The 15,294-nt window shown below is 45.7% G+C and carries 12 protein-coding genes and 1 riboswitch; of the genes, 4 read left to right on the plus strand and 8 right to left on the minus strand.

Going from position 1 to position 15,294, the window contains the following annotated elements:
• Positions 1-46 precede the first annotated feature (46 nt).
• The 3 genes from KFO40_RS07820 (at position 47) to rseP (ending at position 3,654) form a co-directional block, all read left to right on the plus strand.
• Positions 47-907: a M23 family metallopeptidase gene (locus tag KFO40_RS07820; RefSeq protein ID WP_004317001.1), complete on the plus strand. Its 861-nt coding sequence runs from the start codon at positions 47-49 to the stop codon at positions 905-907.
• 97 nt (positions 908-1,004) lie between these two features.
• Positions 1,005-2,174: a 1-deoxy-D-xylulose-5-phosphate reductoisomerase gene (locus KFO40_RS07825; RefSeq protein WP_004317002.1), complete on the plus strand. Its 1,170-nt coding sequence runs from the start codon at positions 1,005-1,007 to the stop codon at positions 2,172-2,174.
• A gap of 124 nt (positions 2,175-2,298) precedes the next feature.
• Positions 2,299-3,654: an RIP metalloprotease RseP gene (gene rseP, locus KFO40_RS07830; protein ID WP_004317003.1), complete on the plus strand. Its 1,356-nt coding sequence runs from the start codon at positions 2,299-2,301 to the stop codon at positions 3,652-3,654.
• A gap of 84 nt (positions 3,655-3,738) precedes the next feature.
• On the opposite strand, the gene KFO40_RS07835 is transcribed toward rseP, so the two are convergent.
• The 5 genes from KFO40_RS07835 to KFO40_RS07855 all read right to left on the minus strand — a co-directional run bounded on the left by KFO40_RS07835 (position 3,739) and on the right by KFO40_RS07855 (position 10,827).
• Entirely contained in the window at positions 3,739-5,133 is a 1,395-nt protein-coding gene (locus tag KFO40_RS07835; RefSeq protein WP_087320439.1) for an MFS transporter, read from the minus strand.
• A 235-nt stretch (positions 5,134-5,368) separates the two neighbouring features.
• Entirely contained in the window at positions 5,369-5,827 is a 459-nt protein-coding gene (gene nrdG / locus KFO40_RS07840; protein WP_008026567.1) for an anaerobic ribonucleoside-triphosphate reductase activating protein, read from the minus strand.
• 194 nt (positions 5,828-6,021) lie between these two features.
• A complete protein-coding gene (locus KFO40_RS07845) occupies positions 6,022-8,415 on the minus strand; it encodes an anaerobic ribonucleoside triphosphate reductase (protein ID WP_211146234.1) in 2,394 nt (797 codons plus the stop codon).
• 31 nt (positions 8,416-8,446) lie between these two features.
• A riboswitch (cobalamin riboswitch) is annotated at positions 8,447-8,636 on the minus strand.
• Positions 8,637-8,923: 287 nt separating this feature from the next.
• Entirely contained in the window at positions 8,924-9,784 is an 861-nt protein-coding gene (locus KFO40_RS07850) for an Rpn family recombination-promoting nuclease/putative transposase (protein WP_118407738.1), read from the minus strand.
• Between the two features lie 530 nt (positions 9,785-10,314).
• Entirely contained in the window at positions 10,315-10,827 is a 513-nt protein-coding gene (locus KFO40_RS07855) for an HU family DNA-binding protein (RefSeq protein ID WP_009038697.1), read from the minus strand.
• A 366-nt stretch (positions 10,828-11,193) separates the two neighbouring features.
• Between KFO40_RS07855 and KFO40_RS07860 the strand changes: the two genes are divergently transcribed.
• Complete coding sequence (locus KFO40_RS07860; RefSeq protein ID WP_049702163.1) at positions 11,194-11,466, plus strand: DUF4248 domain-containing protein; 273 nt, start codon at positions 11,194-11,196, stop codon at positions 11,464-11,466.
• Between the two features lie 245 nt (positions 11,467-11,711).
• Here KFO40_RS07860 and KFO40_RS07865 read toward each other — a convergent pair whose 3' ends face one another.
• The 3 genes from KFO40_RS07865 to KFO40_RS07875 are packed head-to-tail and all read right to left on the minus strand — an operon-like array spanning position 11,712 to position 15,272.
• Positions 11,712-12,230, minus strand: coding sequence for a hypothetical protein (locus KFO40_RS07865; RefSeq protein WP_118218435.1), 519 nt, complete (start codon positions 12,228-12,230; stop codon positions 11,712-11,714).
• A 20-nt stretch (positions 12,231-12,250) separates the two neighbouring features.
• The gene (locus KFO40_RS07870) at positions 12,251-14,038 is read right to left on the minus strand and encodes a hypothetical protein (protein ID WP_118218486.1); all 1,788 of its coding nucleotides are present in this window, start codon (positions 14,036-14,038) and stop codon (positions 12,251-12,253) included.
• Positions 14,039-14,075: 37 nt separating this feature from the next.
• Entirely contained in the window at positions 14,076-15,272 is a 1,197-nt protein-coding gene (locus KFO40_RS07875) for a hypothetical protein (RefSeq protein ID WP_211146235.1), read from the minus strand.
• Positions 15,273-15,294 lie beyond the last annotated feature (22 nt).

The following is a 15,294-nucleotide window of genomic DNA, read 5'->3' on the forward strand; positions in this document are numbered from 1 at the left end:
AACTGAAAATAGTAAATAGTAAATCGTAAAATAGTAAATATCCGAGATGCCAAAGAGAAGACGAAGTAAAGCTTTCTGGAAAAATTTCAAGTTCAAGTATAAACTAACGATCGTTAATGAAAATACACTTGAAGAAATTGTCGGACTTCGTGTATCCAAGCTCAATGGACTATCCGTTTTACTTTGCGTGCTGGCAGTGCTTTTCCTGATTGCTTCCTGCATCATTACTTTCACCCCGTTGCGCAATTATCTTCCGGGATATATGAACAGTGAAGTCCGTACACAGATTGTAGACAATGCGCTGCGTGTAGACTCTTTGCAACAAGTGCTCAACAAGCAGAACCTCTACATCATGAACATTCAGGACATTTTCAGCGGGAAAGTGCCTATCGACAGCGTGCAAACGCTTGATTCGCTGACTGCTGCCCGTGAAGACACGTTGATGGAACGAACCAAGCGGGAAGAAGAATTCCGCCGCCAATATGAGGAGAATGAAAAATACAATCTGACCTCCATCACTTCCCAACCGGACGTGACCGGATTGATATTATACCGTCCGACACGAGGCATGGTGTCCGACCACTTCAATGCCGAAAAGAAACATTACGGCACTGACATTGCCGCCAATCCCAACGAAAGCGTACTGGCAACCATGGACGGAACCGTCATCCTTAGTACATACACGGCTGAAACCGGTTATCTGATTGGCGTGCAACACAACCAGGATTTAATTTCAATCTACAAACACTGCGGCTCTCTCCTGAAAAAGGAAGGTGAACGGGTGAAAGGAGGCGAAGCCATCGCCCTGGTAGGAAATAGCGGAACACTTAGTACAGGGCCGCACCTGCACTTCGAACTTTGGTATAAAGGTCACCCGGTGAATCCGGAAAAATACATTGTTTTTTAGGTTATCAATGATGAATGATAAGATATGGCGAGTGATGAGATATAAGTGATAATCAGCGATGATATGTTTGTCAACAAAATAGGAAGAAATAGATAAAATGAATATAGAGACTAATAAAAAGAAAAAACAAATAGCTATTCTAGGCTCCACAGGTTCTATCGGGACGCAGGCTTTGCAAGTCATCGAAGAGCATCCCGACCTGTACGAAGCATACGCACTGACAGCCAACAATCGTGTGGAACTACTGATTGCCCAGGCACGGAAGTTTCAGCCGGAAGTGGTAGTGATAGCCAACGAAGAAAAGTATTCCGAACTGAAAGAAGCATTGAGCGACCTGCCTATCAAGGTGTATGCAGGGACCGACGCTATCTGTCAGATTGTGGAAGCGGGTCCTATTGATATGGTATTGACAGCCATGGTCGGTTATGCCGGACTGAAGCCGACAATCAACGCGATCCGCGCCAAGAAAGCGATTGCATTGGCAAATAAAGAAACATTGGTAGTAGCAGGTGAACTGATTAACCAGCTGGCACAACAATATCGCACTCCGATTCTGCCGGTAGACTCTGAACACTCCGCCGTTTTTCAGTGTTTAGCGGGAGAAGTGGGCAATCCGATTGAGAAAGTGATATTGACTGCCTCCGGAGGTCCGTTCCGCACTTACACTTTGGAACAATTGAAGTCCGTGACTAAGACACAGGCCTTAAAACATCCCAATTGGGAAATGGGAGCAAAAATCACGATTGACTCTGCTTCTATGATGAATAAAGGTTTTGAAGTGATCGAAGCCAAATGGCTGTTCGGTGTTCAACCCAGTCAGATTGAGGTGGTTGTGCATCCGCAATCAGTCATTCACTCGATGGTGCAGTTTGAAGACGGAGCTGTAAAAGCACAGTTGGGCATGCCCGATATGCGCCTGCCCATCCAGTATGCATTCTCCTATCCCGACCGTATCAGTTCTTCTTTCGACAGGCTCGATTTCTCCAAATGCACGAACCTGACGTTTGAGCAACCCGACACGAAACGTTTCCGCAATCTGGCACTCGCTTACGAAGCGATGTATCGCGGAGGGAACATGCCTTGCATCGTTAATGCCGCCAATGAAGTAGTGGTAGCCTCTTTCCTGAAAGACGGCATCAGCTTCCTCGGCATGAGCGACGTGATAGAAAAAACAATGGAACGGGCCACCTTCATTGCCAACCCGACCTACGATGATTATGTGGCTACCGATGCGGAAGCAAGAAAGATAGCAGCAAGTCTGATATAATTCATTTCGTAGAGGAATAAAGAAAATAGAGAAATTGATTAGTATTAATATAAATTGAAAATAGCCTTTATATCTTCTCTTTGGCAGAGAATCCAGTGAAGGCTTTAAATTGTAAATAGACTATATGGAAACATTTTTGATTCGTGCCCTGCAATTGATTATGAGCTTATCTTTGCTCGTTATCATTCATGAAGGCGGGCATTTTCTTTTTGCCCGTTTGTTTAAGGTGCGTGTAGAAAAATTCTGCTTATTTTTTGACCCCTGGTTCACCCTGTTTAAATTCAAGCCCAAGAAAAGTGACACAGAATATGCAGTAGGTTGGCTGCCATTGGGCGGTTATGTCAAGATAGCCGGTATGATTGACGAGTCGATGGATACCGAGCAGATGAAACAACCCGAACAACCGTGGGAGTTCCGTTCCAAACCGGCGTGGCAACGTCTGCTAATCATGGTGGGTGGCGTACTGTTCAACTTCCTGTTGGCCCTGTTCATCTACTCGATGATTCTATTTGCGTGGGGCGACCAATATATAAAGGTGCAGGAAGCTCCTCTCGGTATGGATTTCAACGAAACGGCCAAATCCGTAGGTTTTCAGGACGGCGACATCCTTCTTTCTGCCGACGGCGTTCCTTTTGAACGTTATGACGGCGATATGTTGAGCCAGATTGCCGACGCCCGCGAAGTAAGCGTTATCCGCAACGGCGCGAAAGCCTCCGTTTATATCCCTGAAGACTTGATGCAACGTCTTCTGGCAGACAGCATCCGTTTTGCCTCCTACCGTTTCCCGTATGTGATAGACAGTGTGATGGTGAATTCTCCTGCCGCACAAGCAGGCATCCAACCGGGTGACAGCATTATCGCCCTGAACGGAACACCGATTTCTTTCTCCGACTTCAAAGAAGCGATGGCAGAACGTAAGAAAAACGCGGAAACCCTGCTCAAAGATAGCATAGATCCGCGCCTGATTACACTGACCTATGTGCGTGGCGGCGTAACCGACACATTGAATATGCGTGTAGACTCCGCCTACCTGATGGGTGTAACCGCCTGTCTCGTCACAGACCGCCTGCTCCCTATGGTGAAAAAAGAATATACTTTCTTCGAATCCTTCCCGGCAGGTGTCTCCCTCGGCGTAAAGACCCTGAAAGGATATGTAGGAAACATGAAATACCTCTTCTCGAAAGAAGGAGCCAAACAGCTAGGTGGCTTCGGAACGATCGGCAGCATCTTCCCTGCTACATGGGATTGGCACCAGTTCTGGTATATGACAGCCTTCCTTTCCATCATTCTAGCTTTCATGAATATCCTCCCTATCCCCGCATTGGACGGCGGCCACGTGCTCTTCCTCTTCTACGAGATGATAGCTCGCCGCAAACCGAGCGACAAATTTATGGAATACGCTCAAATGACCGGTATGATTCTACTCTTCGGTCTGTTGATATGGGCTAACTTCAACGATATTCTAAGGTTCTTCTTCTAACAGACCAAACGACAGAAGAAAGACATAAAAAACAATCCCGGATGAGAACAGGTATTCACTCCTCTCTCATCCGGGATACTTTTTTTATAGAGTGGAAGGCTGCGATAGTCTCAAGCTGCTGACGATAGCCGCCACAACAGCAAATCCACTTCCTACCATAAGACAGACAGCTGTACTCCGGTCATGAGCGACAAAGCTGAAAAGCAATGCGACCAATGTTGTCCCGGTGGTCTGTCCCAACAAGCGGGCCATTCCCAACATACCACTGGCTCCGCCCGAACGTTGCGTAGGAGCGGAAGAGATAATCGTACTGTTGTTCGGTGTCTGGAACAATCCGAAGCCTGCCCCACACAGCATCAAACGCAGTATGATACTAATATCGGACGACTCCGCAGTCAGACTGGAAAGCGAGAAAAGCCCGACAGCAAACAGAGCCATCCCGACACTTCCCAAGATACCGGGGTGGATGCGCTCGACAAGATATCCTGCCAACGGAGCCGTGACAAGCGTAGCCAACGGCCACGGTGTGAGTAGAAGTCCGGTCATGACTTCGCTGTGTCCCAAAGTGTTCTGGAGGAAAAAAGGCAAAGAAACCATCGCTGTCATTTGTGCTATGAAAGAACAGATGGAAGTCAGGATGGACAGCCGGAAAATCGGAATCCGCAGCAGATCAAGAGGGAGCAGCGGAGTGGTCTGCGTCAGTTGTCGGCGCACGTAGTAGGTACCGACCACTGCCAACACAATCAGTTGAATGAAAAGGAAGTCCATTTTCTCATGGTGGGCAAATCCGTCCAGCGTGTAAATGAGCAGACCGAAAGTGACCGCATTCGCGATGGCACTGATATAATCGAATTTACGTTTCGTACGCTCCTCCTGTCGTGGCAGGTGTTTGATGCCGAGAAGCAATGCAGTGAGTCCCAACGGCACATTGATGGCAAACAACCAGTGCCAACTGGCAATGGAAAGAATACCGCTCGCCACAGATGGTCCGGCGGCAGCCGATATGGCGACTACCATTGCATTGATCCCCATCCCCCGCCCGATCTGGCTCTTCGGATAGATGTAACGCAGCTGTGCCGTATTCACACTAGTGATGGCGGAAGCGCTGAACCCTTGAAAGATACGGGCAACCGTCAAAGTCCAAAACGAATCGGACAAGGCACAGATCAATGAAGTGACGCAAAACAGTCCGATGCCCGAAAGAAAGACTTTCCGGTAACCGATGATTTCACCCAAAGCGGAAAAAGACAGTAACGATATAACGATGGCCAGCTGATAGCCGTTGATAATCCAGGTGGTTACAGCGGGAGAAGTCCCAAAATCATGCGAAAGTGTAGGTAGTACGATATTGACGATGTTAATATCCAGTACTGACATACAAAGAGCGAAGCCGACAGACACCACCGCCCAAATACGTTTAGGCATTGGCAAGCCATCGGTCTCATCGTTTTTTTGAGTTGGATTTATTGATTGTACCATAAAAACTTATTCTTGTAAGTAGTCGTTTATTTCTTCACCATCAAGCAGACACAAACACAGACGCAAGCCCCACCGACTACCAAAAAGCGCCGCGTTACTCTGTGATGAAAAATGATTCACTTGGTTTCGTAAAGGTAAACAAAACAACGGTACAGGTGTTTTTGTTTCCTTTGAAAAATAAGTTTTTTTAGTGCTCAACTACTGGATTCAACTTACTCTAAATGTCGAATTACATTTACTTCAGCTTCAAAATCCGCTGATTACTGCTTCCCCTGAACTCCAGATATGGAGAGAAAAGAGCCTGTTCGAAGCGTCCGTCCACCAATACATCAATATAATCAAGAGCGGCACTCAAACGAGGCTGCGCCTTAATTTCTTCGTATGTGTATCCGGTGTAGCACCACACGTTCATCCCTGTTTCCTCTTTCACCCGTTTCAGTAAAAGCAGGAACGCTTCCGGATGAAAAAACGGATCACCGCCGGAAAAAGTAACGCCGTCCAACAAAGGATTCGCTTTGATTTCACGAATGATGGACTGTATTTTCTCCTCCGTCAGTTCTTCTCCTGCTCCCGGATTCCAACTCTCCGGGTTGTGGCAACCGGGACAATGATGGGAGCAGCCGGCAAGATAAATAGAAAACCTGATACCTTCACCGTCAACAATCGTTTCAGAATAAGTTCCTAGTAAATTCACTTCTTTAATAGCTAATGGAAAATGAAGATTTGAGAATGGATGATAACCATATAAATGTGGAATAAATACTCGTTACAGAACAGTACAAGATGAGAGTAACGTGCTGCAAGTAATAACCGAATAATGGATAATGAACCGTAACGCTTTCATCAAGCACCGTTCATTATCCATTCATCAATTATCAAACATTTATTCTACAAATGTTTTACACGGTCCTTCTCTTCTGCCCGTTTGGCAGAGTTCCAAGAGCTTAAATCGCCTGTCAGATAACCGGTGATACGACGCATACGGAGAATACTTTCACTCTGGCATACAGGGCATTTATCGAAGATAACTCCCTTGTAACCACAGTTATGACAAGTGTCTACCGGGTGATTGATAGAGCCGTATCCAATTCCTTCGTCGTGCATCACTTTCACAATCTTGGCAATAGCACGCACATTCTTCTGCGCTTCACCGTCCAGCTCCACATACGTGATGTGTCCGCCGCGTGTAATAGCGTGAAACGGAGCTTCACGCTTGATTTTCTCAACGATGCTGATCGGTTCTTTCACGTCTACGTGGAAAGAGTTGACATAATAGTCGCGATCTGTCACTCCGGGGATTTTTCCATATTTCCGGCGGTCCATTTTCGTGAAACGTCCCGAAAGTCCTTCGGCAGGAGTAGCCAGAACGGAGTAGTTCAGGTTATATTTCTCTTTATATTCGTCTACCACTTTATTCATTTCCATCACCGCTTCATACAGCGTGTCCCATGCTTTCTGGCTGTGTCCGTGACCTTGTCCGTAGAGAGCCACCATCGCGTTATGCCCGCCGATAAATCCGATCCCCAGTGTACCGCTGCGCAAGGCGTCTCCTACCTGTTCGTTCGGATTCAGTTCGCCACCGCCTTTCCACACATTATTTCCCATCATGAACGGGAACTGGCGTGCCAGGGCCGTACGCTGATACTGATAACGTTCGTAAAGCTGGTCGGCCACGAGCGCAGACATTTGGTGTACGGATTCGATGAAAATTTCTTTTGCTTTTTGTTCGATGGCGTCCTTGTTGCGTTCATCTTCTACCAGATTTTCCGCTTTGATACGGGCTTCGATAGCCAGTCTTGGCATATTCAGTGTGGTGAACGAAAGATTTCCACGTCCCAAAGAAGATTTTTCTCCGGCCACATTTTCAAAAACACGGGTACGGCAGCCCATTGTTGCCAACTCGTAAATGTAACGCTGCGGATCGTCGGCTTTCCATTTCTCGTTCTTGTTGAAAGATGTGTCGAGGAACATGAAGTTCGGGAACAACGCTTTCGCAGTAGTCTGGCAAGCCTTTAATAACAAGTCGAAGTTGGGAGCCTCGTAACTGTCGGTCATTGCCGCTTCGATGTTCTCCGCTTTCATTGCTTTCTCAAAGTCTTTCTCCGAGTAAGAAACGCCGTCTTTCACCTTGAATATCTGGATAGGGAATACGGGCACTTCTCCTCTGGTGCCGAGGCCTTCAATGGTAGCTTTCAGCAGTTCTTCGATCACCATGCGGCCTTCGGCAGAAGTGTCCGTTCCGTAGTTGATGGAACTGAATACCACTTGGTTACCGCCACGGGAATGCATCGTGTTCAGGTTGTGGATGAATCCTTCCATTGCCTGATGTGTATCTTTACGGGTCTGCTGGTAGGCTTTTTCGACGATGCGGGCAAGGTGTTCCTTATCTATAATGATCTGTAAAGCGACCAGAGCGATGCGCAATGTTTCGCGTTCGGCCTCGGTGGACTTGATAGACGGAAGGTATTCTTTAATCAACGTGCGGATGGATTTTTCATCGGCCTGATTTCCGTTTTCCATAGCCACATAGAAGTTGATGAACGATGCCAGATGCTTGCGGAAAGATTTGGCCACTCCTTTTGCCATGAAGAAGTCGAAAGCCGGAATCGCCTGTCCGCCATGCTGCTCATTTTGGTTGGTCTGAAAGATGATGGTAGCCAGCGTAGCATAGCTTTGGATGCTTTGCGGGGTGCGGATGCTACCGTTCTTTGTGCGGAAACCGCGTTCAAAGAGGTCATCCATATCATATTGGATGCAGGTTGTCGTCTTTGTCGGATAATAATCCAGGTCGTGGATGTGAATGTCTCCCAACTGGTGCGCTTCGGCAAAACGTTTCGGCAACAAGTATTTATAGGTATAATCTTTAGTTACTTCGGAAGCGAACGTCATCATCTGTCCGGCAGGCGTGTGACTGCTCATGTTGGCGTTGCTCAAATTGACATCGTTCTTGTCGATAGCCACAATGCCGTCCATCACCTGTTTCATTTGGGTTTTCTTATCACGCTCCGTATTCCGCCATTCGCGATAGATGATGTATTTCTTCGCTACTTCCGGCCGCACTTTCATCAACGACTTTTCTACCAAGTCCTGAATCTCTTCTACGGTGATCGTGGGGGTAGCAAACTGACTGATAACATTCATGGTGATGTCAGCAACCAACTGCTGCTCATCCTGAATTCCACTTGCACTGAATGCTTTACTGATTGCATTCTTAATCTTACTGATAGAGAAATCTTCTCTTTTACCATCACGTTTGATGATACAAATTTCCGCGTAGTTCATAACTTTAACTCCCGAAAGCATTAATAAATTAAAAATAGAAAATCTCTTCGGCAGGTCTTCTGACTTATCCCTCCCCCGCAACACCTTCCCACACCGGCATCGATGCAGTGGCCTATTGTGCGGATTCTTAGAGAATTACAGCAGCGGGTACTGTCGCCGATTTGCACAGCGTTCCCTCATTGACTAAACCTCTTTTTAGTTCCGAAACCGGATACAAAGATAGGAGATTATATCATAGCTTGGTTAGCTTTTAACATTAAATTTCGGGAAACTTTTCTTTCTCACTGATACAGAAAGTTTTCCAAAACGGAAAACTTTTTTCTGATTTTAACGTGGATAATATTCCAAATCCGTTCATTTCACCCCAAAGACATATATAGTTTTTAGATACTTTACTCTTAACGAAAAAAGGATGTGTTAAAAGTCTCCACAACTATCTTTTGCTTCATAAGTTATAGACTATTTTTTCACTTTCGACAAGCCTTTCTTCCCAATGGAATGAAAGAAATTATAATTTTTCTATTTCTTCTTTCGAAAGCCCGGTAGATTTCATAATAATATCGTCAGCCACACCTAATTCTTTCAAATTACGAGCTGTTTCTTCTTTACCTTTTTGCAAACCTTTCTGTAATCCTTTTTGTAAGCCTTTCTGTAAGCCCTTCTGTTCAGCAAAGTCCAACGTATTAAAATAATCGTTATAAACTTTCCATTCTTCTTCATACTGGGCTCTTTCCTCCTGGGTCATATTTGCTTTGGAAGCCAACTTTTCAAGTCGCTCGAAGACGGCCTTGCGAGCCTTGAAAGGCATCCGGTCAAGTGTATCCATATGCTTTAGTATATAAATCCAGCGTTCAAAATCATTTTCACATTCATCCTCTTCTTTGTTGAAGTTCGGTAGTTCGATAAAAATCTGCCGGAACTTGTTGCTGAAGAGCTTCCCCGTATCCCTGTCAGAAAGAACGACATCCGTTCTGATTTTAGAGGGCATATCCTTATCCATCACGAAATTCATGAAGAACACTCCGTACACGGCATCCAACTGGAAGTTCCAAACTCCCCTTTTCGCTTGCTGCGTAATGGCCCTAGAAAGATAGAAGAGGGCACGATCTTTAAAATAAGGCTGTTCCCGGTTCTGCATTTCTACGATAATACGTTCACCGGTATCGGTTACGCAATAGATGTCGTAGATAAGACCTCGTTCTGTTTTTACTTCCGGCGGCTGTTCGTTGTTAAGGAACCTGATGTCGGTGATTACGTGCTCGCCTACGAGCAAATCGTTCAAGAAGTCGATTAACAACTCCTTTTCTACCTCTCTGCCGAATAAAAACTTAAAGCCAAAATCGGTAAAGGGATTGATAAATCTTCCCATTATATGCTGTGTCTCAATTATAAAACAAAGATAGAGTTTTTTTGTTGAATACGGTCAAGAATAGAAGAAAATAAATGGATACAAAAAGAAAAGCTGCCTCGTCCATTCGAGACAGCTTCTTTACTTGCTCCTTACTTATGTTTACTCTATGAGTTGCTACACGTTTATTTTTACTTGTTCCGCGAACTACGTGCAGACGGCACGTTCTATGTTTTTACGTCATTCCGTTTCATACCTTTTTTTTCAGGTATGCCAAGCCTTTTCCAGCTAGCTAATCCTTTTCTGCCTTGCCGTTTCTCCGGTGGCGGAAACGCAGAACTGCTTCAAGAATATCCAGCAACTTCTCCAATAATAGTCTCATCCGTTTTCTTTTTAAAAGTTAATAATCCGTTTTATGTCCGTTGGATTCCGTTTTATGTCCGTTGGAATTTGACAGCCAACCGTCAACCGTCGGTCATGTTCGGGCTTTAGTTTGCCCGACAAACTTATCAGTTAGTCCCTGCGGATTCAGCTGCCGGCTGAACTCCCGGTTAAGCTGCCGGGTCCGGCGCTTCTCCGCTTCCACCACCAGGTTTATTATCATCATCCGGTTCTTTGTCAATGACATCGTCGGCCACAAACGAACCCGCTACATCCTTGATGTGCACAAACTCCACCCCGGTGGTCAACGCACGGGTAGCACTTCCGTTGGCGGCGCGGGTGTATTCGGGAGTAAACTGGCAACGCAATGAAGTGATCTGCGAACTGCTGACCTTATTTTCCAACTCTACCCCTTTTCCGTTTGCCTTGGCAATCATAGTAAACGTCCCCAAGCCTTCGAGGCGCACCGTGCGGCTATTGAGCAACTGTTCACGCATCACCGACATCAGGTTACGAATGACGTTGTGAACATCACCCGCCGTCAGCGAGGCTTTTTCTGCAATCAATTCCGCCATTTTCTGCGTATTGACCATTTTCCCGAATTTCACCAGACGGGGATAATAAAGTTTCTGTCCTTCCTTGTTGGCAAGCGTTGCCTGATACGGTTTGTAAATTAATGGCATACTTTTTTTCCTTTCTTCTTTTTAATGATTAATGAATAAATTCTATCTGTAACCGATTACGAAGGCAAAAGTATATGAAAAGAAAAAAGCAGAGGAACACGATGTGACAACTCATCACAAGAGACAACAAACAGGCACAATTTCTACACAAGCTATGCCAACAGAGGCTTCTGTACAAAGCAGAACCACTTGGCATAAAAAAGCGTATCTTCGCATTCACACAGGATAAACTTAAAAGAAACAGATAAGTTCCTGTCACTGATTAATGGCTATTTTTTTAGGAGTAATCCGTGCCTAAATTATGATATAAACGAATTATGATATAAACAAATTATGAACACCTACTAATAATAGAAAGTACCGACAATGAAAACAGAAACAACAGTAACCTCCGTCAGCCCAAAAGAAATGTCGGAGACGGCAAACTCTCCCCGCATACAGACTTACAGCAAAAGTCAGCTGGCCACACTTTATCTGCCTCACATACAGTCTGCTTCGGCACGCCGCACCCTCCGCAGTTGGATTGCCCAAAATACGGCATTACAAGCCGCACTTGCCCAAACCGGCTACAGTGAAAAGGCAATCTTACTTACTCCGGCTCAAGTTGGACTATTCTTCAAGTTTTTGGGAGAACCCTAAAAAACAAATACGGCACGGAAAGGAATGAAAATAGAGTGATCTGAATGGATATTTGACATCGTAGTGCCCGAACAGGATTTCCCTCCGGCATACAAGTAATTTTTTAGACACGAATGACGCGGATGACACTGATGACACGAATGACGCAGATTTTTAAAGCTGCATAGCTATTTTAAAATCCGCGTCCGTCATCCGCGTCTAAAAGATAAATTCATAACCGGGCAAGAATATCGCCCGAAGCCGCCTTATTCCGAGGGTTCTTCTCCCGACGGTTTCATTAAATCGGCAGTGACCTCCGCTTTAAAACGGACCCCGTCATGAAGCCGCAGATTCAATTTGACAGTCACATTCGTTTCGCTGTTACGCTGCACATAAAACGTCCCTGTAACCTTTTTATACTGCGAGTAATAATAAATCGGATCTTCGTAGATAAAAACATACTGGTCGTTGTGATAGAGCGTAGAAGCATCCACCACCTGCCCTTCCCAATACAAATGGAGAGAAAAAGCAAAATAAGTATCAGTCTTTCCCTCATCCATCTTTTCCGGAGAAAGGACACAAGTTAAATAGTCCCCATCCACAGAAGCCACACCGGTCACAATCTTATTCGCCTCTCCCCGGAAAGAGTAAGTACCGATGGAAGGCATTTCCTCCACGTCCGGCCCGGGAGTTATCGAATCATTGTCGTCGCTGCATCCGACGAAAGCCAACAGCAGTCCCGATAAAGCGAACAGGTTGAAATATTTCAGTAAAATTTTCTTCATGAATATACTTCATTAAATCGTTATTCTATTACGGTCGCCGTGCCCTTGTAGTAGCCGGACAAGTCGCCATCGTACTGTACAATACTAAAAATCTTGAATGTCATTTCAATTTCACTTCCTTGAAGAGCCACAGAAGTATTGCCACCTGCGGCCAAATGAGCACCGTTCGTCGTATTAGCCTGATTATAAGTCACTCCTCCGTAAGCGATCGATATTTTCGCATTTTCCGCACTACCGGAAAATCCGTGAATAGCTCCCTCCATCATACTCTTCGGAACACGTACCACGGCATCCGCTGCCGACATTCCGGCCACGGTAGTGATACCTGCCTGCCGGGAAATATAAATCGCACAAATATCCGCATCTGTCTTATCTACCACTACCGACTGGATAGTCACCGGAGTGCCGTCCGCTCTCAACTGATATTGATTCGGAATCGTCGTATCATATACTTCGAAAGTACCGTTGTAGTTGCCCGATATTTTAAGGCTATTGTCTCCCAAATATTTGAGGTCGAGCGTCAACGAGTATTCATTATCCGCCGATTTCGACACACTGAATGTACCTGCCGCGTCTTCCAGATGTCCTTTAGAAACTTCGATTCTTTCTTCATCATACGGATTATAATAAGTAAACTCAAAAGCCAGATTCGTAGTTGTTATATCTACCTCCTGTCCGTCCAGTCCTGTATTCGGAACAAAAAGACGTACGTAATATGTATTTACATTATTCAAATCTGCAGCAGATGAAATCCCTGACGGAGTGAGATACAAGGCAACTCCTTCATTGGTCTTTTCATAGAAGGTAGCTTTGATATCACGTGTACTTTCTCCATTCAGAGTCAAAATATTGGTGGTGCTTTGCTTTATCTCGGTGTAATTACCTTCATAAGAACCTTTGAACTTTTCGCCCGAAAGCAACGTAAAACTAAAGGTTACCTTTATACTCTCTTCTGTCTTTTCGACTTTGAGCTTACCAGCCGAGCACACATCCGCCCATCCGTAAGGATCTACTGCGTCAATATCATCCGCTCCCAAGTTCGTCATGTTATAGAAAGCGTACTCCACATCTTCACCAGCGGTAATATCGATTTCTTGTCCGACCATTTCGGGAGTAACAGCCAGCATCAGATATTCGGCATCCGATATATCCTCCACCGTAGTCAAGCCGGCCTCCGGACTTAAATAAACATATTGGAAACCTCCTAACGTAGTAGCCACAACCGACTTCAACGCACGTACCTCATCGCCCAAAGAATATTCGCTCGGAAGCTTTTCCGGAGCCTTGTAAGCGCAATCCGCCTCGCCCGTAAATTTGCCGCCACCTTTCAATGTAAAGTCAAAAGTTGCTTTCACAGCGGATGTCTCATTTTCTCCCGGTGTCATTGTCACGGTGATCTTGCCCTGTGTCAACACGTCTTTCCATTCGTCGGGGCTAACGGTGACAATGGCCTCTCCGTCGGCATCCATGTAATAAACCACATAAGTGTCGTCATCAGAACCGCCTACCGTGACCGGATTGCCTACCAGACTCTTATCCACTCCCATCATTACATATTCCTTACCGCTTCCCATAAAGTCTTCCAACGTTTCCAGACTTTGCAACGGACTCATACATACGTATATAATGCCCTCCTGTTCAAAGCAGGACACCGATTTCGCTTGTATCGTCTTATCTTTATACGTATACGTATTAACAGTTTCTACCGGCTCCGGTTCAGGCTCGGGCGCCGGGTCATCGCTACTACATGCCACAAAACAACTCATTGTTAACATGAACAAGAAAAAGGAAATAAATCTAGTTTTCATATCTCTCATTTTTGGGGTTAATTATAAAATCGTGTGATTAAAAAAAGAATACATTGACGGGAGTATCCTGCGAGTAGGTGGTACGCACGTGGTGCGGGTGTACCTTATCACAATCGATAAAGTCAATAGTCAGCGTATGTTTGTCCCCATCGCGTGCCACGGTCATCGTTCCGCTGTCTATACGTGCATATTCTTTCATGGTTCCGTTGGATATTTTCTCGTACCAGGTTCCCTGCGGATATGTAAATACATTGGGATAACCCGAAGCAATGCCTCCCGGTTTCAGGAATTCGCGCGGAATACCCTTCGACTCTTCGTCACGTGCCACTACCTTATACGTACCAGCCGGAATACCTTGTGTCACATCCGTAGCCCATTCTACAAAGAATTCCACTTTCAGCACTCTTCCGTTGCCTGTCGGCCATGTTTCGGCAAGTCCTATCCCCTCTTCTGCCAGGTAAAGTTCGACTACCCGGCACGATTCATCTTGCAGGTAATAAGAATCGCCCTTATCTTGCAGACGGGCTTGTGTCCATTCGTTCAGGGCGAGATCGGTGGTCAGCGTAGAGTTCGGAGTTTCTTCCGTGCTTTCGTGACGGTCGATAGTAGTCAGTTTTCCCGTGTAGGTGAAATAACGTTTGAGCGACAAGTCACCTACCAACGTACCACTAATCGTATATTCGCCGCCGTCACTCCGTTTGACAGTCATTTTACCTCCGGATAGGAGGTCGGCATCAACGCTTGTGGAGTACGCTTTCACGTCACCATAAAAAGTACCGCCAGGCACTTCCACTTTTCCGGTCGGCAGATCCATCTGGTTCATGTATCCGAGGTTGAACGTCCATTCATTAAACGTATATCCGTTCGGTGCCGCATCAAAGGTGCTTTCAGGAAGCGGAAACTCCGTGGTTCCGGGAGCAAACGGCGGAACATTGAGGCTGAACGCCATTATCTTGCCCGGTCCTATCGGATTACCGGCAGCGTCCACTTCCATATCCGTATACAGAGTGAGCACAAAGTGATCCGTCCCCACTCCGTCTTCGTCTCCCCAGTATACCAAGTTGGAGTTGACAAACTCTACGGTTTCAGGAGTAGGTTTTCCATTTTCTCCGCCGTTTTTTTCGCCCTCCGGATTTTCTGTGTCATTGTCGCTGCAAGAGGCCAACGCACACGCAGACACAACAGCGAACAGGCAAACACCTAATAAATTCATTAATTTTAATTTCTTATCCATATAAGAGTTATTTTATATCGTT

The sequence above is a fragment of the Bacteroides sp. 1001302B_160321_D4 genome (genome assembly GCF_015667765.1).
In the GTDB taxonomy this organism is placed as follows: Bacteria; Bacteroidota; Bacteroidia; order Bacteroidales; family Bacteroidaceae; genus Bacteroides; species Bacteroides xylanisolvens.